Origin of the sequence: Rhodococcus sp. p52 (assembly GCF_000763325.2) — a bacterium.
Classification (GTDB): domain Bacteria; phylum Actinomycetota; class Actinomycetes; order Mycobacteriales; family Mycobacteriaceae; genus Rhodococcus; species Rhodococcus pyridinivorans.
The window spans coordinates 87,853-107,688 of the sequence record NZ_CP016822.1; the positions used below are offsets into that span (position 1 = coordinate 87,853).

The 19,836-nt window shown below is 66.7% G+C and carries 17 protein-coding genes and 2 pseudogenes; 15 read left to right on the forward strand and 4 right to left on the reverse strand.

Annotated features, from left to right (window positions below):
* Positions 1 to 8 precede the first annotated feature (8 nt).
* The 13 genes and pseudogenes from IM25_RS25035 (at position 9) to IM25_RS25095 (ending at position 12,791) form a co-directional block, all read left to right on the forward strand.
* On the forward strand, positions 9 to 383 hold the full coding sequence (locus IM25_RS25035; RefSeq protein WP_033098897.1) for a membrane protein: 375 nt from the start codon (positions 9 to 11) through the stop codon (positions 381 to 383).
* Positions 380 to 985, forward strand: coding sequence for a hypothetical protein (locus IM25_RS25040; RefSeq protein ID WP_084295210.1), 606 nt, complete (start codon positions 380 to 382; stop codon positions 983 to 985). Before IM25_RS25035 ends, IM25_RS25040 begins: the two co-directional genes overlap by 4 nt.
* Positions 982 to 1,821 carry a hypothetical protein gene (locus IM25_RS25045; protein ID WP_033098880.1) on the forward strand — a complete coding sequence of 280 codons (840 nt, stop codon included), beginning with the start codon at positions 982 to 984 and terminating at the stop codon, positions 1,819 to 1,821. Before IM25_RS25040 ends, IM25_RS25045 begins: the two co-directional genes overlap by 4 nt.
* Positions 1,812 to 3,389 carry a hypothetical protein gene (locus tag IM25_RS25050; protein WP_065996638.1) on the forward strand — a complete coding sequence of 526 codons (1,578 nt, stop codon included), beginning with the start codon at positions 1,812 to 1,814 and terminating at the stop codon, positions 3,387 to 3,389. Before IM25_RS25045 ends, IM25_RS25050 begins: the two co-directional genes overlap by 10 nt.
* Positions 3,386 to 4,891 (forward strand): SCO6880 family protein, encoded by a 1,506-nt coding sequence (locus IM25_RS25055; RefSeq protein WP_065996604.1) that lies wholly within the window; start codon positions 3,386 to 3,388, stop codon positions 4,889 to 4,891. The genes IM25_RS25050 and IM25_RS25055 overlap by 4 nt, the downstream gene beginning before the upstream one ends.
* 15 nt (positions 4,892 to 4,906) lie before the next feature.
* Positions 4,907 to 6,658, forward strand: a complete 1,752-nt coding sequence (locus IM25_RS25060) for an ATP-binding protein (protein ID WP_065996605.1) — start codon at positions 4,907 to 4,909, stop codon at positions 6,656 to 6,658.
* Positions 6,655 to 6,969: a hypothetical protein gene (locus IM25_RS25065; protein WP_065996606.1), complete on the forward strand. Its 315-nt coding sequence runs from the start codon at positions 6,655 to 6,657 to the stop codon at positions 6,967 to 6,969. The genes IM25_RS25060 and IM25_RS25065 overlap by 4 nt, the downstream gene beginning before the upstream one ends.
* Positions 6,966 to 8,596 (forward strand): annotated as a pseudogene (locus IM25_RS25070) (peptidoglycan DD-metalloendopeptidase family protein). The gene IM25_RS25065 and the pseudogene IM25_RS25070 overlap by 4 nt, the downstream one beginning before the upstream one ends.
* Positions 8,597 to 8,607: 11 nt before the next feature.
* Complete coding sequence (locus IM25_RS25075; protein WP_033098732.1) at positions 8,608 to 9,159, forward strand: hypothetical protein; 552 nt, start codon at positions 8,608 to 8,610, stop codon at positions 9,157 to 9,159.
* Positions 9,160 to 9,704: 545 nt separating this feature from the next.
* Positions 9,705 to 9,980 (forward strand): annotated as a pseudogene (locus IM25_RS27290) (conjugal transfer protein TraD); the annotation flags it as partial.
* Positions 9,981 to 10,075: 95 nt separating this feature from the next.
* Positions 10,076 to 11,140: a type IV secretory system conjugative DNA transfer family protein gene (locus tag IM25_RS27295; RefSeq protein ID WP_232333534.1), complete on the forward strand. Its 1,065-nt coding sequence runs from the start codon at positions 10,076 to 10,078 to the stop codon at positions 11,138 to 11,140.
* Positions 11,141 to 11,142: 2 nt separating this feature from the next.
* The gene (locus IM25_RS25085) at positions 11,143 to 11,640 is read left to right on the forward strand and encodes a DUF4913 domain-containing protein (RefSeq protein WP_033098639.1); all 498 of its coding nucleotides are present in this window, start codon (positions 11,143 to 11,145) and stop codon (positions 11,638 to 11,640) included.
* Positions 11,641 to 12,197: 557 nt separating this feature from the next.
* The gene (locus IM25_RS25095) at positions 12,198 to 12,791 is read left to right on the forward strand and encodes a hypothetical protein (RefSeq protein WP_033098637.1); all 594 of its coding nucleotides are present in this window, start codon (positions 12,198 to 12,200) and stop codon (positions 12,789 to 12,791) included.
* Between the two features lie 55 nt (positions 12,792 to 12,846).
* On the opposite strand, the gene IM25_RS27300 is transcribed toward IM25_RS25095, so the two are convergent.
* From IM25_RS27300 to IM25_RS27310, 4 genes are read right to left on the reverse strand one after another with little or no spacing between them, the layout of a single operon-like run.
* Positions 12,847 to 15,834 (reverse strand): hypothetical protein, encoded by a 2,988-nt coding sequence (locus IM25_RS27300; protein WP_232333541.1) that lies wholly within the window; start codon positions 15,832 to 15,834, stop codon positions 12,847 to 12,849.
* The gene (locus IM25_RS27340) at positions 15,762 to 16,301 is read right to left on the reverse strand and encodes an AAA family ATPase (RefSeq protein ID WP_250637326.1); all 540 of its coding nucleotides are present in this window, start codon (positions 16,299 to 16,301) and stop codon (positions 15,762 to 15,764) included. The genes IM25_RS27300 and IM25_RS27340 overlap by 73 nt, the downstream gene beginning before the upstream one ends.
* A gap of 10 nt (positions 16,302 to 16,311) precedes the next feature.
* The gene (mobF, locus tag IM25_RS27305) at positions 16,312 to 17,736 is read right to left on the reverse strand and encodes a MobF family relaxase (RefSeq protein WP_250637327.1); all 1,425 of its coding nucleotides are present in this window, start codon (positions 17,734 to 17,736) and stop codon (positions 16,312 to 16,314) included.
* Positions 17,737 to 17,752: 16 nt separating this feature from the next.
* On the reverse strand, positions 17,753 to 18,307 hold the full coding sequence (locus IM25_RS27310; RefSeq protein ID WP_232333542.1) for a relaxase domain-containing protein: 555 nt from the start codon (positions 18,305 to 18,307) through the stop codon (positions 17,753 to 17,755).
* Between the two features lie 249 nt (positions 18,308 to 18,556).
* On the opposite strand from IM25_RS27310, the gene IM25_RS25110 reads away from it, so the two are divergent.
* Positions 18,557 to 19,108 carry a hypothetical protein gene (locus IM25_RS25110; protein WP_033098634.1) on the forward strand — a complete coding sequence of 184 codons (552 nt, stop codon included), beginning with the start codon at positions 18,557 to 18,559 and terminating at the stop codon, positions 19,106 to 19,108.
* Between the two features lie 20 nt (positions 19,109 to 19,128).
* Complete coding sequence (locus IM25_RS25115; RefSeq protein ID WP_198162610.1) at positions 19,129 to 19,686, forward strand: HNH endonuclease; 558 nt, start codon at positions 19,129 to 19,131, stop codon at positions 19,684 to 19,686.
* Positions 19,687 to 19,836 lie beyond the last annotated feature (150 nt).

The following is a 19,836-nucleotide window of genomic DNA, read 5'->3' on the forward strand; positions in this document are numbered from 1 at the left end:
GTCAAGCGATGCAGGTATCCGCCCAAGGGGTCGTTCCGCTTCCCGGCGAGGTCGTCGATGGTTTCCAAACGCTGCTCGGTTACGCGGCCGGGATCGTCTTCATCCTGTGCGTGGCCAAAGTGATCTTCGTCGGCGGACGCCTGGCCTGGGACCACAAGCACGGTGCCGGCATCGAATCCCCCACCGCCGCAGAGTTCGTCGCAGCGAACATCGGGGCGATCCTCGCCGGGGGCGTGGCTGCGACCATCGCCACGATCCTGCTGGCCACGGCCCAGGGGCCCCAAGCCCAGCAGATCGGAAGCGGTCATTCCCCGACGGTCATCGACCAGCTCGAACAGAGACAACAGCAACAGCAATCCGGCAACGAGGAGAACGAACGATGATGCGTCGGTGGGCGCGAGCAACGGTGGTCGCGGTGGCGCTGGTTGCCACCAGCTGCGCAGGAACGCACACCCCCGGGTCCGAGCTGTCGATCACCGATCCGCCGCAGATCAGCCGGTGGATCACGCTCGGCGGGATCGAGGTGCCGATCGGCACCACCGACGGCCCCAGCAATGGTGAATGGGAACCCTTCGCCGGATTCAGCCACACCCCACAGGGAGCGGCGCTGGCGGCGATCACCCAGTCGGTGCAGCTGTCCACCGCCTCCGATCGCACCTGGCCTCAGGTCCTGGCCGGTGTCGCCGCACCCGGCGACGGCCGCGACCTGTACGCCGCCCACCGCGGGCTGGTGGAGATTTCGGGAACCGATCCCGAGATGGTGCCGACCATCGTCGGCTACACCATCACCGATTACAGCGACGAAGCTGCCACCGTCGGTGTCGTGCAGCGCTTCTCCGATGACTCGCTCGCATCCTCGATCACCCAGGTGGTGTGGGTCGACGACGACTGGCGATTGAACCTGTCCAGCGAGACCGCCGCCACCATCACCGCTCTCGACGAAGTGCCGTCGGAGCTGGTCGATCTCGAGGAGACCCGCAAGTGACCGAGCAGAACACCACCGACTCGACCAACGAGAAGAACACTCCCTCACTCGAAGCCGAGAACGAACGCGCATCGTCGGCCACCAAACTCACCATCGGCTTGGCGGCGGTGGCCATCATCGTCGTCGTCGGTGTCGTGGTCAGCCTGGTGATGGTCTTCCGAGGCGAGGACGCAGAGCCGTTGGTCTCTCTCGATCCGACCACCGGCAGTAGCGCCACCGCCCAGGACAAGGACGGTCTGTTCGAGCCGGACCCGGTCTTCGACAAGGGCAACCGTGTTATCTACGTGCCGCTCGAGCCCCACGGCGTGATCCTGTCCGACACCCTGGCCAGCTCGAACCGTCCGGCGGACCAGGCCCCTAGCGGGGTGATGCTCCAGCGCATCCACGGGAACATGGACCTTCCGTTCTCGACCTCCGATGGCCCCACCGCGTTCACCGACAACGGTGTCGCCACCGGGTTCTCTCGCACCGCGCAAGGAGCGGCACTCGCAGCAGCCCACTACTTCGGCTATGCCTACGCGGGCGGGAACCGGCTGAAGATGGCGACCGAGGCGGGACTGGTGTCGGACCCGAAGGGCGAGTTCTCCGCTCTGGGGATTGCTGACGACACGCCGGCGTCGGTGATGCCGATGGTCAACGTGCTGTTCAACCCTGATCTGACTCTGGTGAAGTTCGGCTACACCGTCGAACGCCCCAATGGCTCGACCCAGATCGCGGTCTCGAAGATCCCGATGGTCTGGCGTGAGGGCACCGGCTGGGTGCTCCAGGCCGATTCCACCGCTCTCGGTGTCGAGTACGAATCCCTCTCGGCGGACGGGTGGCAACAATGGTGGTGACCCGCAGCTTGTGGACAGCACTGATCAAGGTTGTCGCCGTGACGTGTGTTGTCGGTGTCCTCGCCCTCGTGGGAGCACACACCGCAGCAGCGCAGGAGGCGGATTCCTCCCTCACTCCGGCTACTGACGACTCGTCCCAGGTCGTCGACGAGGAAGGCACAGGCTTCGAGCAGCTGGAGACCACCCTCGGCACGTTGACCTGCACCCCGGGTGGAATGCTGGCCGGCACCGTGGGTGGCTGGATCGCCAATCAGATCGGCGACGTGGACCTGCCCAGCTGCGGGGACGCGGTCGGCACCGCGGTCGATGCAGGTATCGGCACGATCGAAGATGTCGCCGGGGGCGTCGCTGAGGGTGCGGTCGAGAAGACGGCGCTGTGGATCGGCAACGCGGGTGTCGCGGTGCTGAAATTCGCGCTCGGATGGTGGATCACCGGTACCGATATGGACGGGGACACCTTCCAGACGACGGTGGCGACGGTCAACGACTACACCTTCTACATCCAGGTCGCCGCCCTGTCGTTGTCGCTGATCCTGCTCGGGGGCCGGCTGGCACTGGCCCGATCCGGCGCGATCCGCGACACCTCGGAAGAGGGCCTCAAGCAGATGGCCCGTGCGGCGGTGCTCGCCGGGGGAGCATCGACGCTGATCGTGCTCGGCACCGAACTGTCGGACCAGATTTCGGCCTGGTTCATGGACAGTGCGGTCGGCTCCGACCCGTCCCGCCTGGCCGAAGCGATGGTCTCGATCACCCTGTACTCCGGTCCGGCCGGTGTGGGCCTGCTGTTCCTGATCGGCATCATCGGCATGCTCGGCGGGTTGATGATGGCGTTCTTGATGCTGCTGCGCACCGGCATCCTCGTACTCATGGCAGCGGCGCTGCCGATCGCAGGCGCAGCCGGAGGCACCAAGGTCGGCAGCCAGGCATACGAGAAAATGCTGGCCTGGACGATCGCATTCCTGCTGGTCAAACCGGTCGGGGCGTTCGTGATCGGGGTCTCGGCGATCCTGTTCCTCGAAGCCACCCCGACCATTACCGACCCCGAGAACGGCGACGGGTTCATGGCCCTGTCCGGGGTCATCACCTTGTGTGCCGCGGCGCTGGTGCTGCCCGCCCTGATGCGCCTGATCGTCCCGAACATCGGCGCACTCGGAGGCGGCGGCAGCGGCCTCGCTGCTGCCGCAGGTTTGGTCGGTCTGCTCGGTGGGGGCGCGAAAGCCGCCGGGATGGTCGCCACCGGAGGTGCCAGCGGCGCGGCATCCGGAGCGGGATTCGCTGCGTCGAAGACGAAGGGTGACGACGAGCCACCCGGCGGCGGTGCGGGCGCACAGCCCACCGGCGCACCCGCTGGGTGGGGTACGGCAGGTGGCAACCCCGAAGGCAATCAGCAAGGAACTCCGCAGGGCAGCGGCATGGCTCCCCAAGGCAACGGCGCGGGCACTCCCGGCAGCACTGCTTCGAGTGGTTCCGGCGGTTCCGGCGCGGGCGGGTCCGCTAACACCGGCTCCGATGCGCCTGTGGCGACGGGGGCCGGCCACCAGTTCAACCGAGGGGGCTTCGAACAGTGAGCAACGAGCCGACATTCAACACCTACGGCAACTGGCGCCGACCCCGCAGCACCGGCCTGCTCGGAGCCACCTTCGGCACCTCGATCGCAGGGATCGCCGCCGCCGCCGTCGTCATCATCGCGGGCCTGTTCCTCGGCATGACGGTCGCATTGCTGCTGGCCATCCCGGTGATCGTCTGCTTCATTCCCCTGGTCATCTCCCGTGACGGCCGCTCCGGCTACGAAAGGGCACTGATGCGATTCCAGTTCTGGCGCGGCCGCCGCCGCGGTGAGCACGCCTACGCCTCGGGCACGTTCTCCCGCGTTCCCGGGCGGGCCTACCGGCTACCCGGCGTGCTCGGCGAGACCGAGCTCTACGAAGGCATCGACTCCGACGGGCGCACCTTCGGTATGATCCACATGCCCAGCAAGAGCGCCTACACCGTCGTTTTCGACGCCTATCCCCAAGGCGCCGAGGCCGTCGACCAGGACGTGATCGACCACTATGTCGGCAACTGGGCACAGTTCCTGTCCGGGGCGGGGGAGACCTCGGACATCCTCGCGGTGGTCACCACCGTCGAGACGCTGCCCGAGACCGGCATCGAGCTGTACGAGACGGTGCACCAGAACACCCGCGCCGACGCCCCGCAGCTGGCCCGCGATGCGGCCTACCAGCTCGCCACCGGCTTGACCTCCGGCGGTATCCGCCTCGCAGCAAGGATCGCGATCACCTTCGAAGCCAAGACCACCGAACGCAAACAGGATCCCTCCGAGCAGGCTGTCGAACTCGGCCGGCGTCTGCCCGCCCTCACGGCGGCCGCGGCCCGCTCCGGTGTGCCCTGCTCACCGATGGATGCCGACGACATCATGGCGTTCGTGCGCCGCTCCTACGACCCGGCCTCGCTCGTCGATGTCGAAGCCGGCGTGTACTCCGGCGAGGGCACCGGGTTGACCTGGGAGGACTGCGGTCCCCGCAGCGCCCTGGAAAGCGCCGATGGCGGCAAATACGTCCACGACGGTGCGGTGTCGGTGACCTGGGAGATGCGTGAAGCCCCCAAAGGCGCGGTGACCGAACGGGTGCTGCAGCGCCTGTTGGCCCCGAACGAGGCGGTGCCGCTCAAGCGGGTCTCGGTGATCTACCGCCCGCATTCGGCCGGGGAAGCCACCGACATCGCTGATAGCGACTACCGCAACGCGATGGCCGAAGCGCACGGTGGGTCGCTCAAGAACGGATCGATCGGTTCGGCGAAGTCGCAGATCGAGCTGGCGGCCACGGCCCAGGCCCGCATGGAACAGGCCCGTGGCGCCGGGATGGTGCGCTTCGGCGTGCTGGTGACCGTGACCGAACCGGCCGGCAGCTCCGATGTGCCGAAGATCGACGCCCTGGTCGAGGACCTCTCGCGCCAGAGCCGGCTGACGATCCGCCGCTCGTGGTGCTGGCAGGCCGCAGCGTTCGCGGCCTCCCTCGGCGTGGGAGTCATCGCGCCCGACCACACCACTATCCCGTCGTTCCTGAGCAACTAGGAGGAGGACGCTGTCATGGGTAAAGCCACGACCTCGACCCGGATCGCGCAAGCCGAGAAGATCGCCAAGACCCTGCTGTCGGACGACGAGTTGTCCGCTCTCGAGGAGCAAGCGGCCTCGGCGACCGGCATCACGAAGGCATGGAAGAAAAGCCTGGTCACCCGCCAGTACAGCCGCCGGGCGACGGTCGAGCGGTTGACCCGGATCAATTCCGACGGCTTCGACCGCCCGCTCGCCGATCTCGACGATCGCGGATTCGACGGGGTCGGTGGGGGCCGGATGTCCACGGTGATGCCGCCGGTCGAATACCGGGGCACCTCGGTCCAGGTCGCCGGGATCTACCCGTGGATCGTCGGCGCGAAGGCCCCGCTGCTGGGCACCCCGCTGGGGCGGCATCTGACCACCGGCGCGGCCGTCGGCTTCGATCCGCTCTACGCCTGGAAGATGAAGGCGATCACCGCCCCGTCCTGCTTCATCTGCGCCCTCAACGGATTCGGCAAGTCGACGCTGCTGCGCCGGATCGCCCTCGGCGACATCGCCCGCGGCACATTGGTGCTCGTGCCCGGTGACGTCAAGCCGGACCTGCGGGTGCTCACCGAGCAGGTCGGCGGGCAGGTCAGCGAGGTCGGCTACGGCACCGGCGCGATCAACCCCCTCGATCGCGGCCCGATCGGCGATGCGATCGAGCAGTTGCCCGCAGGTTCGCTCGAACGGGAAAAGGCCGAGTTCGCGCTGCACGCTCGCCAGCTCAACATGATCTGTGCCCTGCTCGAGATCGTCCGCCGTGGCCCGCTGAAGGACTTCGAGGAAACCCTGCTCGCCTCGGCGATCCGGTTGCTCTACGCCCCGGGCTCACGGTTCGACAACGACCATGCAGCCCGCCTCGAGGACCTGCTGACGCTGATCTCGACCGGTCCCGAGGAACTGATGGACGACGCGGTGGCCGACACCGACGACGAATACCGCGGTCAGATCAAGCCGCTGCTGCGCTCGCTGCGCGCGCTGGTCAAAGGCCGGTTCGGGGAGACCTTCAACCGGCACAGCACCGTTCGGATCGACATCACCAAACCGATGGTGGACCTGGACATGTCCTCGGTGCCGCCCGGCGATGAGTTGATGCGCGCTGCGGTGCTGCTGGCCGGGTGGAACGAAGCGTTCGCGGCGGTGGAGGCGGCGCACATCCTGGCCGACAACAAGGTGCCCGGTGCCAAGGCTCTGGCGGCGCACATCATCTTGGACGAGGTCTGGCAGGTGATCCAGACCGGCAGCTCGGCGGTGGCCCGGTTGGATGCGGTGCAGCGGTTGCAGCGGTCGATGGGCGTGGCGATGACGATGGTCACGCACTCGCTCGCCGACTTCGAGAAGGTCGGGGCGCTGGGCATGATCGAACGCTCCCGCGCCCGGATCGTCGGCCCGGTCCCCGAGGCCGAACTCGACCGGCTCGGCCGGTTCATGAAGTTCTCCCGCGCTGAGCGGGCGATGGTGACCGGCTGGGCCAACGACAGCACCTCCTCGGTGGAGGAGAAGAAGGCACTGCGCCAAGCACGCCGCAAGGTCACCGGAGACGGCGATGGCACCGTCTCGGCGGGCAGTAAGCGCACCGCCGCCGGTGTCGGACATTTCCTGCTCAAGCTCGGTGAAGGCGCAACACCGGGCACCCCGTTCAAGGTGTGGGTGCCCCAGGCAGAAAAGGATTCCGGGATTCACGACACCGATGCCCGTCTGCGGGCCGCCGACGAGGACCGAGCCACGGGGCGTGCAGCGTGAGCCGGCGGGAGCGTCGCGGCCGCCGCCGGTACACCCTGGTCGATGACCTCACTCGTGAGGCCGCGATCGAGACGGTCCTGGGGCGCATGAAGGCCGGGGTCAGCTTCACCGCCGCTACGCGAGCCGCCGCTACGCAGCTGGATGTGGCCGAGACGACGGTGCGGGGCTGGGTCAACCGCTCCGGCCGGCGCCCTCGCCGCACCCCGCAGGAAGTCGCCGCGTTGGAAGCGGAACTGGCACTGGCACAGGAGCTGAACCGGGCGCTGGCACGCAAGCACGGCATCGCAGCCGAGGATCTGAGCCTGCGGTGAACGGCAAGGGGGGTACCGGCCTGATCGCGCTGATCCTGGCGCTCACACTGATTCCGTTCTTCCTGCTCCTCGTCCTGGTGATGGGAATTGCGGACGAGGAAGATCGCGAGAACGGCACGAGCTGCCTCGGACCCGGCACCGGTCTCGGATCGGGGGATCGGCTCGCACCGACGGGTTCGTTCATCAAGCCGGTCGATCCCTCCACCGTCACCTTCACCTCCGGATTCGGCCCGCGTTGGGGCACCGAGCATCAGGGCATCGACCTGGCCGGGGCCATCGGCACCCCGATCTACGCCTCGGCCGACGGGGTGGTGCGGGGTGCCGGCCCCGCCAGCGGGTTCGGGCAGTGGGTGGTGCTCGACCATGTGATCGACGGTCAGCTCGTGTCCACCGTGTACGGGCACATCGACACCTACACCGTCGCCGTCGGCGAGCAGGTCCGCGCCGGTCAGCAGATCGCCACCGTGGGCAATCGCGGGGAATCGACAGGCCCGCATCTGCACTGGGAAGTCTGGCCCGGCGGCTGGGGCACCGCAGCGGTGGACCCGTTGCCCTACTACGACTCCGCTCCCGCACCGGGACAGACCCCGGCCGGGCCACCCACCGCGGTGCCGTCCGCCCCGCCGGAGGGGAACTTGGCGCAACCGTTGCCGCCGTCGGCCGGTTCCGAGCAGGGCCTGCAGGTCGATGCGAAGAAACTCGCTCGCGCTGCCCACCTGAAGTTCGGGGACCGGATCGCGAGCATCGGGGGTGGCGCGCCGACGGCGGCTACGCCAGCGATCACACCGAAGGTCGGGCTGTGGATCTGATGATCGCGAACTATCGCTCCGGTGACGGGGTGGCTCTCGGGGACGAGATCACCGATTACGTGCTGGCCAATGCGGAGTTCTTCAATGTCGAGTACGTGATCTGGCGGCAGACCTACTACCCCGTCGGCGGTGCCCCGAGTCTGATGGAAGACCGCGGCAGCGAGACCGAGAACCACTACGACCACGTGCACGTGTCCGTCCGGGGACAGGGCACCGACGAGACGTTGGTGTCGTGGGGAACGCTGCCCGGTGGCAGCGGCAACGCCACCGCCGCGGCCGCCGACTGCCTCATCTCCGGTGAGGGTATCGGCGACCGGCTCGCCGACGGCACCGTGCCACCGGAGTTCGTTCCGTGGATCGAGCGGGCCGGGTCGATCTGCCCGCAGATCACACCCTCGCTGCTCGCCGCTCAGCTCGCCGCCGAGAACGGCTTCCGCCACGGGGACACCGCTCCGGTGTCGGTGACCGGGGCGATGGGACCGGCCCAGTTCATGCCCGGCACCTGGGCCAGCTACGGCCGCGACTATGACGGGGACGGGCGGGTCGATGTGAACAGCATCGGCGATGCCGTCATGGCCCAAGGTCACTACATGTGCACTATCGCCGACACCATCGACGGCTGGATCGACGATGGCACGGTCTCCGCACCGAATGGGCGTACCGAGCTGTATCTGGCCGGCTACAACGCCGGCGAAGGCGCCGTCCTGAACTCCGGCGGGTTCCCCACCGGGCACACCGACTACGTGGTCCAGACCCGCCCCTATGCCGACAAGATCATCGCCGCCGAACCGCAGTACCGGGCGATGAGCAACTCATGAAAGGACCTGCGGTGAGGATTGCGCGAGGAACTATTGCGGCGGTGTGCACCGCGGCCGCCGTCGCCGTGGCGGGCTGCGGCAGCAGCGACCCCGCAGGTGAGCAGCACGTCCATGAGGGCAGCGACGACCATCAGGTGATCGAGCCGCTCTCACCCCAGCAGATCGACGCCGACGACACTGCGATCACCGCGATGCAGATGATCCTGTCCTGGCAGCCCGCGATCGACGAGAGCAAGACCGACGCCCTGATCCGGGCCACGCCGTATCTCGGCGGGGACCTGCTCGCCGTCGCCGAATCCGGCAGCCGTGCCGACGTCCGTCCGGATGCCGATTGGCAGCAGTGGGCGGCGGCGAAAGACGCCGTGACGGCGGTCTGCGCCCATTCGGATACCACCCCGGAGGCCCCGGCCGGGATGCGCACCGTGGTCATCGACGTGATCTGCACCCAGTCGGTGCTGCACGCCAGCGGGCGCAGCACCCGCCTGACCCCGCAGCTGTGGCGCACCACCATCGTCCGCACCGACGGCGGCTGGCGACTGACCGACTACCGATTCCAGCAGTAGAAGGGGACACACAAACGATGGCACAAACGAGACGCGAGCGACCGCGCAGCTCCTCGGCCGCCGACGAAGTGTTCCTCAAGGCGTTCCCGGCCCTGCTGGTGGCGGCGTATCTGCCGACGATCGCCTACAACACCGGTGGGGGAGCAGACCCCACCTGGAATCCGATCGGCTTGTTCTTCGCTCTGGGGTTCGGCTCGACGAGCTGGCCGGCGGGCGCGACGCTCGTCCTCGGCGTCGAGCTGGTCCTGCTCGCTGCTCTCGCCGGGGCCGGGTGGTGGGCGCTGCGCCGGTTCGGGGTGCTCGAGACCGTCAAGGGCAAGCAGTTCGAACAGCGCATCGACCGCCTCGCCCGCACGATGGTCGATCCGCGAGAAGTCGACGAGGCCGACCCGAAGTACCTCGCCGCCTCCACCGACCGGCTCGCCCCCGCCATCTCGCAGACTCATCCCGGCTACCTCGGCATCCCCCTCGGACACACCGTGGTCGGGGATCGTACCCTGCGCATGACCTGGGAATTCGTGGCGATCGCCTTCGCCGGCGCCCGCATGGGTAAATCCGCCTCGTTCGCTATCCCGGCGATCTGTCACGCTCCCGGGGCGGCGCTGGTGGCCTCGAACCGCGGCGATGTGTACTCGCACACCGTCGGCATCCGCCGCGAAACAGGACGGGTATGGGTATTCGACCTGCAAGGCGTGTCTACCGGCAACCGACAAGAACGTGCGAGCTTCTGGTTCAACCCGCTGCGCACCGTCACCGACCTGCCTTCTGCTGCGGCGGTATGCGGCTACTTCATCTCCGCTGCTACCGATGCCGGTGCCCGGGTCGATGCCTACTTCGACGGCAACGCCCGCGATCTGTTCGCCTCCTACCTGCTCGCCGCTGCCCTGGCCGGCGGGGACATCCGGCATGTGGTCGAGTGGCTGACCAACACCCAGTCACAGATCCCCCGGCCGTGCTCGAGCAGTACGGCTACCCGGAGCTGGCCCGCACGATGCGCGGTAAGCAGTCTGTCAACGCCAAGCAGCGTGACGGCTTCTACGACATGGCCCGGCGCTTCTTGTCCCCGTTGGACGAGCCTCGCTACGCCGAAGCAGTCCTGCCGAACCGCCGGGTCGTCATCGGCACCGACCAGTCCGGCCGGGTCACCATCACAGACGGAGAGCACGTCCACGACCTACCGGAGTTCATCTCCGCCGAGTTCGCCCGCCGCACCGACACGATGTATGCGCTGTCCAAGGACGGCCCCGGCTCGTCCTCGGCGATCTCGAGTGCCCTGGTCGGGCAAATCCTCACCTGCGCCGAGGAATACTCCGAGCAGCAGGAATCGGAACGGATGCCGATCCCGCTCACTGCGGTGCTCGACGAAGTTGCCAATATCTGCAAGATCGAGGACCTGCCGCGCTGGTACTCGCACTTCGGTGGCCGCGGCATCATCCTCATCACCTTCTTCCAGTCCCCCTCTCAGGGTGAGAAGGTCTGGGGCCGCGAAGCCTTCAAGTCCATGGTCGATGCGTGCAGTGTCGTCTGGTACGGCGGCAACGTCGAAGACGACGCCTTCCTGTCCGGTCTGGTCGATGCCGTGGGCACCCACTACGTCGACACCGAATCTCGCAGCCGCCCCACCGGCTTCTTCTCCAGCGGTCAGGCGAGTGTGTCGAACAACTGGCAGAAGGAAACCATCTTTGAAAAGCGGGACTTGCGGGCGCTGCCGAAAACCCGGGCGCTGGTGACGATCGGTGGCTCCACCCCGATCCTGGTCCGCAAGGCGTTCTGGGGGAACTCGCTGTTCGCCGAGGCGATCCGTCAGTCGACGAAGGACAGCAAGCAGCTCGGCCCTGCCCAACAGAAAGCGCTGCCGGTGGGGGAGTCCGATCGCCTAGGCAGTGAGGGTCCGCAGCAACCACGCGTCGTGGACGCGCCTGTCGTGGAGTCCTCCCGCACCACTGCCCTGTTTACGTCCGAGTTCATGTCGAAGGAATGAGCATGGTGAATCTGCCCCGCACGACCGACGATCGCTGGGACACCGGCAACGAGTCCGGAGACGGCACCGCCGACGAGTGGACCCCGGAACAGGCCGCAGCAGTCGGCTCCACTCCGGAACCGCAGGAGAAGAAAGAGCCGAAGTACGCGAATGTCATCGCCTGGGTGAACGGTTTCTTCCTGCCGGTGATCCGCCGGCGGATCAGCGACAACGACGGCGGCCTGTCCTGGGATGCGAGGTGGTGGGCGTACCCGGAGGTCGTGGCCCGACTGACCGCGCTACACCAGGCATGGGAGGAAGCCCGCGCCTCGGATTCGATGTCCGCGATGTCCGCCTGGTGGATTCAGCACCTCGAACCGCATCTGAAGGTCATCCTCGACGGCGACACCGGACCGATGGCCAACGCCAAAGCCGACCGCAGCTTCATGGGCTGGCCTGCCCTGCCTGCCGACCTGGTTCCGTCCAACGTTCTTGACAAAATCCTCGACCAATACAACTAGGAGACAGCGATTGATCCTCCAAAGCGTCGCGCCCGCCCTCGTGTCCATCGACCCTGTCCTCCCGCCGCCCGGACCATCGGCGCACCCCGTCATCGGTTTCATGCTCGGGGCAGTCCTGCTGCTCGCACCGACCGTCCTGCTGGTGAAGCTCGGGGTCGTCGCCCTGCACGTAGTCCGGTGTCAGGAAACCGTCGGCGAACACTACATACGTGATCGACACCTCGCCCCGACGACTCTTTCGATCGTGTGCGGGCTGATCGGACTGGGAGGCGTGTCCATGATTCCGGACCTAAGTCAGACCCTGATATTCCGCACCGTCCCCCGACGGTGTTCGTCAGCGTAATCGTTGCTCCGCTGGTGGCGACCCTGGTGCTCGACGCGATCGCGTCGATGGTTCGTAGACGAACAGGCCGGTTCGTGGATGGTTCGAGCTCCCGAGCCGAACAACGGGAGACGCAGATCGTCAGCGAGCACAGCTAAGAGACAGCAGTGATCCGAGCGACGACACGACGACCCTGGGCCGGGACGGTCCGGGACGAGACATGGGAAGAAATGGCATGAAACTGACTTTGCCCAAGCCGGATCTGACACCGGCCGGTGACCAGTGGCGTCAGATGATCCGTGACGAACAGCAGCGATGGCTCGACGAGTGGGAAGTGTCGTTGAGCGACGATCAACGGGAGCTGGCGTTCTATCAGGCTGCGGCCGCGGTCGAGGAACTACGCGAGCGTGATCCTCGAGTGTCCGCCCTTCACGTGCAGGGCAGAGCATTCGATGCACTGTCCCGCTACGCACCTCGCAGCCGGTGGTGGTGGGTCCGGTACGCGGCCCCGACCCTGGTGTTCATCGTGGTGGCCGGCTGGTTCTATCTCGACCGGGACCTGGTGGTCCTGTGGGATTACGTCCCGGCCGGCGACACCACCGACCTGGTGGCGCAAGCCGTGGGATACGGGCGGTGGGCCACCGTGGTAGCGGTGGGCGCGGTACTGGTGTCCGTCTTCGGCCTTGCTGGGGTGATGTGGTTCAGCGGCTTCAAGGAAAAAGCCGCCCAATACTGGCTGACGGCCCTCGCAATGGCGCTGTGTGCTCTGGGCACCGGCGTGTTCGTCCTCGCTGCCACGATCTGCGTGCTGTACACCTACTCCAGCTGATCGAAAGACACCTGTGGGGGCCACCGTCCGGTGGTCCCCACAGTGCTGTCTTCGGTCAGTACCCGAGCGTTGCTTCGTGACTGTGTTCGACGCCGGTATCAGGGACGAACGCGGCCTCGTTGGTGTGGTCGGGCGTGCGTTCGATGTTGAGCATCTCGGTCACCGACCGGGGATGACTGCTCATCGCAGCACCGACCGCATCGAGTAGTTCCTGACTGAGCTGGTTCAGGTTGACGGGTGACAGGGGAGGAGCGACCTCGTCGTCACCGTTGACCGGGCCGACTGCGGCGGCCAGACCCCGGCCGGCGGACTCGAGGGCAGCTCCGATCTTGCCCAGGTCACCACTGCTCGTCGGTGCCGTCTCTGCGATCCGTTCGAGCTGGTCGGACACATCCGCTTCGTTATCTTCTTCGACTGCGTCGGCCGGGTCGGGCTGCGGGGCACGGTCGCTGGACGCGTCCGGGTTGGTCTCGGACTTGTCGACGTTCATCTCTACGGTGTCGGAGTCGGCGGTGTGTTCGTCGGTGGTGGGGGCGAGGGGTTCGGTCACCGCTGCCGGGACTTTCTCGGTGGGTTCGGCCACTGCAAGGTGCTGTTCGGACAGTTCGGCGAGCTTGTCGAACGACGGCACACTTCGGGCGGCGACGTAGGTCAATGCGACGGCGGCGGCGGCGTCGAAGACGCGGTTGTCGGCGTCCCGGTCGGTGGCCTGCCGCTCGGCGAGGCGGCGGGCGATCTCGTCCGGGGGCATCTGCACCTGCACATATCGCTGCTGCTCTTGCCGGTACTGCTGTGCTCGCAGTGCGTTCAGTCGTGCCGCATTCTCCTGCGCGAGCTGCTCCCATTTGCGGGTGATCTGCGCCTGCGCGCCCACATGCCGGGCTGTTGCTGCTGCTGCCAGAATCTGGACCGTGGTCTGCTCGGCGGGCTGTCCCCGGAATGCGCCGAGAACCTCGGTTCGGTTCTTCGGTGCCGGGGCCGGATGCCCCTGAGCGCGGCGGCCGTCGACTTGGCGAAGAAAGCCGACGAGGTCGGTCACGTCCTGGCTGGCTTGCGCCCTGGCCGGTCGGGGTTGCGGTCTCGCCTGGGCACCGGCCGAGGGCCCGTCGGGCGAGTTCGGTGCACTCGCCGCCTCGGTGGGGTGAGCTGCTCGTCCCCGATTGCGCAGGAACCGCCGCTTCTGGTCGTTGTCCGCCATAGTCCTTCTCCTTGTGCCATCGGGGCGGGGGTCGCCGCGTCCGGGCCTACAGGTCCCGTTCCGGTCCGGTGTCGTGGTCGAGGGGTCGAGACCGAACTGGACGTTCGCCCCCGAATCGGTGCGTGTCCGTCGCGTCGACATGCCGGTGGTGAAGTCGGGTCCGCCGGCCTTGCGTCGGGCGAGTTCGGCGTCGATCTGGCCGAGGATGGTGCGTTCGGCGGTGATCGATTCTTCGAGTCGGGTGATGCGGTCGGTGATCCGCCCGATGGTCTGATCGTCGGTGGCGCGGGCGCGGGCCTTGGCGGCTTCGGCGGCGCGGTAGTGCTGTGCACCGCGTTCGATCACCGCCCAGCGTCGCTCGGGCGGCGCTGCCTGTTCGGCGGCGGTCACAGCGGCGCGGGCAGCGGCGATCTGGTGTTCGGTCACGTGCGGGGACCGGGTCAGGGCATCGAGTCGGGTGCGGGCAGCACGCACCACCGCGATGTTGCGTTCGTCGATTTCGACCTGTGCGAGGGACCGCTCCACGCCCGAGAGGGCGGACATCTCCCCTCGTGCCCGCTCGAGTTCGTCGCGGGCCAGCGACAGCAGCATCGCATCTTCGGTGAGCCGTCCCCGGCTGACACCTTGCGCGGACGCCAGCTCGGCGTCGCTGTAGCGGGCGTAGGGTCCGGCCACCTCGCCGCGGGTGTTCTCGGGTCGGCGCAACCGCTCGATGTTCGTCTCGACCGCACCCTGGCGTGCCTGCCGGATGTGCGCCATCGGATCGGTCTCGTCGGCGGGGGCGTCGGCGAGCACCCGCGAGACCGCGATTTCCCGCACCGTGGCCTCCCACAGCCGCACTCGCCGGGGGTCGGTTCCCCGCTGGCCGATGGTGGTGATCCACGGCGCGTTCTGTTCGAGGGCGGTGGTGGTGTAGGAGTCGATGAACGCGTGCATCTGCTGCTCGCACGAGCGGGCGTAGGCGGCGAGGATGGGATCGGTTGCGGCCGCGGCGTCGGTCAGTGCTGGCACGCGGTAGGCGGCTACCGCGTCGGTGCGGCGGCGTGGCAGTTGCGCTCCGTCGGAGTTGTCGATGCGGTTCTTCAGGGCGCGGGCGATGACCTGGCCGGGGGAGTTGGTCTCGGTGTCGATCCGGCCGGCTCTGCCTTCGGAGCTCATCACGGCGGCGGCCTCGCGCAGCAGAGTCTCGGTGTCCCAGCCGAAGGTTTCCGATTGGGCGACGTAGGTGACGATCTGATCCCACCCGCCGAGGCTGTGCACCCAGCCGAACTGCTCGTCGGTGAGAATCCGGCCCAGGAGCTGTTCGGTGTAGTCCTCGTACAGCTCCCCGACGGCCAGCATGTAGATATCGACGATCGTCGACCAGGATGCGGCCTTGCGTTGTTCGTCCTCGATCATCTGGTGCACGGTGCGCTGGGAACCGTCGCGGGCGATGATCTTCGCGAGCAGACCGATCGCGCCGGGATGCTCGTCGGGGCGATGTTCGAAGTCCCAGTCGGGCAGCTCGTCGTTGGCAGCGTAGACGATATTGTCGTGCTTGCCGCGGGTGAGCGCGACGTACAGCGACTGGCGATCCATGTTTGCCCCGGCGAGCACATGGCAGCTTCCCACCGTCATGCCCTGCGAGCGGTGCACGGTGGTCGCATATCCGAGTTGCACGTTGTCGGTGATGTAGTCGGCGGCGACGGTGACCTGGCCGCCGCTGATGTTGTTGCGCAGCCGCAGCGATCCGTCGTCGCCGATGGCAGCCACGGTCCACAGATCGCCGTTCTTCACCCGGCCCGAGGTGTTGCCGTCGGAGTCCTCGACGACGTACTTCGAATTGTTCTTCCGGGTGACCACCACGTCCCCACGGCTGCTTCGAGACCGTCGGCCAGGACGATGCCGGGTCCGGTGACGGTGCCGCCTGTGCGGTAGTAGGCGGCGGCCTTCTCGTTGAGCTCGCGCACCAGATCGTTGGTCGGAGCGACCATCAACGCGACCTGACCGGCCTCGACGTCGGCGACATAGGCGTCGAACACTGCATCGGCCAGCTCGTGCGCCATGCCCTGCCGGATGCGATCGTTCTGCTCGTACCACTCGAGCACCGTCACATCGCCCGTGCGCAAGCGCAGGCTCGCCTCGGCCTCACCGACGGTGGCGAAACGGTGGACCTTGCGCAGGAACGGGGCGTTGGTGCGATCGGCCAGATCACGCAAAACGCCACCGGCTTCGACGGAAGCGAGCTGCTGCGGATCACCCAACAACCGCACCACCGCACCGGACTCGGTGGCGATGCGGGTCAGGTCGGCCAGATCGCGGGCCGATGCCATGCCCGCCTCGTCACCAGCAACAGATCACCCTTGCCGATGCCGGTTGCGATGCCGACGCGGTGGCGGGTGAGCACGTCGGCAATGGTGCGTCCCTGCACCGAAATTTCCTCACCGAGCACTTCGGCGGCACGGGCCGACGGCCCAGAGCGATGACGTTTCCGTTGACCGCTTCCCAGGCGCGGGCGATCACCGTCGCGGCGGTGGTCTTGCCGGCACCGGCCGCACCTACCGCCACCGCGACCCGTTTTCCGACGGTGAGGAAGTGGGTGATCATCGCGAGCTGATCGGCACCGAGCTCGTGGCCGTTCGCCTCCTCGACGGCGCGGATCTTGCGGCGAATGATCCGGTCGTCCACGATGTGCTCGTCGTCCATCTCGGCCTGTTGACGCATGAAGTCCTCGGCGTCGAGAACCGCTTGCGCGGTGTAGCGCATCTGCGCGCGATCGACCAGCAGACTACGTCGACGTCCCCGTTCGACGCGGTCGCTGATCCGCTCGGGCAGGTGGTATTCCTCGATGTCGATGGGCAGGCAGTAGTCGCGCAGTGCGAGTTCGAGTGCATCATCGTGGAGCGCGCGTAGCTGCTCGTCGTCGGCGAAACTGAACTCTCGCAGGCGCCTTTCGATCTCGGCGGTCACCGAGAACACCGTCCACGAACCGACCTTGTGCGAGAGCGTGTCGACGACCTCGTCGACGAGCGCCGGCACCTGCCCGGGAGTCAACTCCGGTCGGCGGTCCCGTTCCCCGCGGACGGATTCGACCAGCTCGGCGGGATTGTTCCCGGCGAGAATCGCCTCGGCGCGCTCGCGCCATTCGGCCCGCAATTCGGCCAGGGAGCGTGGGGGATTCTTCGCGTTGCGGGTGTCCAAGGTGGCCTGTTGCGCCTGGGCGTACTGCACCTTCTTCGGCGGGTTCTTGCCGTAGCGGGTCTTGTAGTCGCGGGCCAGCTCTTCCTGGCGTGCCTCGATCGCGGCGCGGCGGGAGAACTCCTCGATGAGCGACAACGGGATGCCTTCGACCTCGTAGACCGGTTGCTTGCCGACCGGCGTATCCGGCCTCGGAGCGAAGGTGACACCGAGCTTGCGGGCCACGAGATCGGCCACCCGAGTGTTGTACTTCTCCGACGCCGACACGTTCGCCTTGTAGAGAATGGACCCGTCGATGGTGGTCCATCGGCCTTCGGCATAGACACGATTGAGCACGGCGCTGTGGGTGTGCAGGTTCGGGTCCGCAGCGCGATTGTCGAAGTGATCGAACCGGGCGATCAACAGCCCTTCGGCCTTGACCTTGCGCTCCCCGCCTTTGCCGCGGCGGGTGTAGATCACGTGATCTTCGATCCACTCCAATGCTTCGTCCACGGCCTGCTTGTGTGCTTCTTCGACCGCGGTCTTGACCTGATCGTCGCCCAGGCCCCACAGCAACGAGATGGACTTCATCGGGGTGAACACCAGGTCATAGCGGCCACGGCTGACGTGCCTTGTTGTACTGCTCGGTGATGAACTTCCACACACTCTCGTCGCTGAGCAGCCCGGCCTGCTCACCGCTTTCGCGGCTCAGGTGCTTGCGGGCGGTGGCGAACTGAATTTCCTTCTTCGCCTCGGTGGTCGGGTAATCGCCGTGCTTGGCCTTGTAGGCAGTGCACAGTTCCTCGACGTCGTGGACGTATTCCTGACTGTTCTGAAACCACGAAAACGCCCGTCCGAGGGCGGTGCTCTGTGACCAGTTCAGATGGTCCTTGGCTGAGGCTCCGGGTCCGGGCTTGGTATCCAAAGCAGTCGGAGTACGAGCCGCACCGAACACCGACCGCATCGCCGATTCGGTGACTTCGGTGCCGACCTCGACACCGACCTTCTCCACCAGTTTCCCGCACCACACCCCCGGCGGGGTTCCCTTGGCGACGTAGTAGTCGACCGCACCGGACTTGCGGGACTCGGTGGCGTCGCCCTTGGCAACATGCTTGGTGAGATAGACATAGCCGTCCCCAGCATTGAGCTTATGGACGGTCATCACGGCGCCGATTATGCCACGTCGCACCTTTAGTGCATGAGGTGTGTGAAGATTGTTCGAGCGAACGGAGTTCGGTCGAAGGCCGGACAGGACCTCGATGGTCCTGTCCGAGCAGCGGAGCTGCGTGTGTTGGGAGCGTGAGCGTCACGGTTTGTCGGTGTGGTGACCGGATCAGGACGACAGCGGAGTGCCTTCGGTTCTGGTCGTCGGCCTCCCCGCGACCGGCGCGAGCCGCTACACTTCCGGCCTATGGCTTCGACTTCCCAACCGGCATCTCGCCGCTCACTTCGTCCGCACACGACGCCGAACGTTCGGGAAAACGCCCGCCGTCAACGGGAGCGACTGCTCGCTCGTCAGGCGGAACTCGAAGCGTTGGCCGGCCCCATCCATGAAGCGACGGACAAGCTGTCCAAGCTCGAAGTAACGGTCGCCTCGCGGGCACAGGCTCCGCTGAAGAAGATCGAACGGCTCGAGCAGACCCGGGATCGTCGCATCAAGAAGATCCAAGAGGAGTACGCGGCGAAGATCGCCGAGATCCAGCGGGAGATGGAAGCCGGCACGGAGACGTTGACTCCGCAGGAGCGCGAGCAGGAATCGTCGCTGCTGCGCGAGTACGCGGAAGCGATCGTGACGTTCAGTCGCAGCGCCTCGGCGTCGGAGCTGGCACCGTTGCTCGGCGTGAGCACCCGCGAAGCGAAGAAGCTCATCATGCAAGCCAAGGCAGATCTCGGTGCCGCCGATGTCGCCGAGTCGGATGCACCGTCGTCCGACGATCAGCAGACGGTGCCTGCGGCGTCGTGATGCTGCGGTCATGACTGACGATGTGGAACCCGCTCGACATCGGGTTCCCGGATCTCGACGTCGAGTTCGTTGCTGAGGAGTCGGAGGAACGGCCGCGGCGGGTCCGGGTGGTGGACAATTCGCTGCGACCGTCGAAGGCGAACATCGCGGCGTTCTGGTCGAAGGTCGTCAAGTCCCCGACGTGTTGGTACTGGGTCGGTGCGATCAGTGCGCCCGACGGGTACGGGCGGTTCAACTTCCAGCGTGAGAACCGGCAACGCACGATGCTTGCGCATCGTTTCTCGGTGGAGCTGGTGCACGGGCCTCTGACACCGGATGTGGTGTGCGAGCACAAGTGCAACGAGCCGTTGTGCGTGCGTGTCGGGTTGGGGCATTTGGTGGAGTCCACGCACAGTGAGAACGTGCGTTACGCGATCGCCCAGGGAAGACTTTCTGGTCATGCGTTGCTCGACGGTCAAGGGCGCTCACGCTACGAGCGATCTGTCGCTATCCGTGAAGCACTGCGCAACGGCTACGACGAAGCTGCGTTGTTCCATGCCAAGACCAATCCGGGTGATTGTCAAGGCACCTTGTTCTGAGGCGATCAGCAGTGCTGCATGGGTGCGACCTCGTCTTTTCCGCAGCACTACTACGATTTCGTGGTGGACATACCCGCTATCGCTTCTGTCATCAGTGCACTGGGCATTGGCTCGTTTATCGGCCAGTACCTCATCGGCGCACAGCAACGT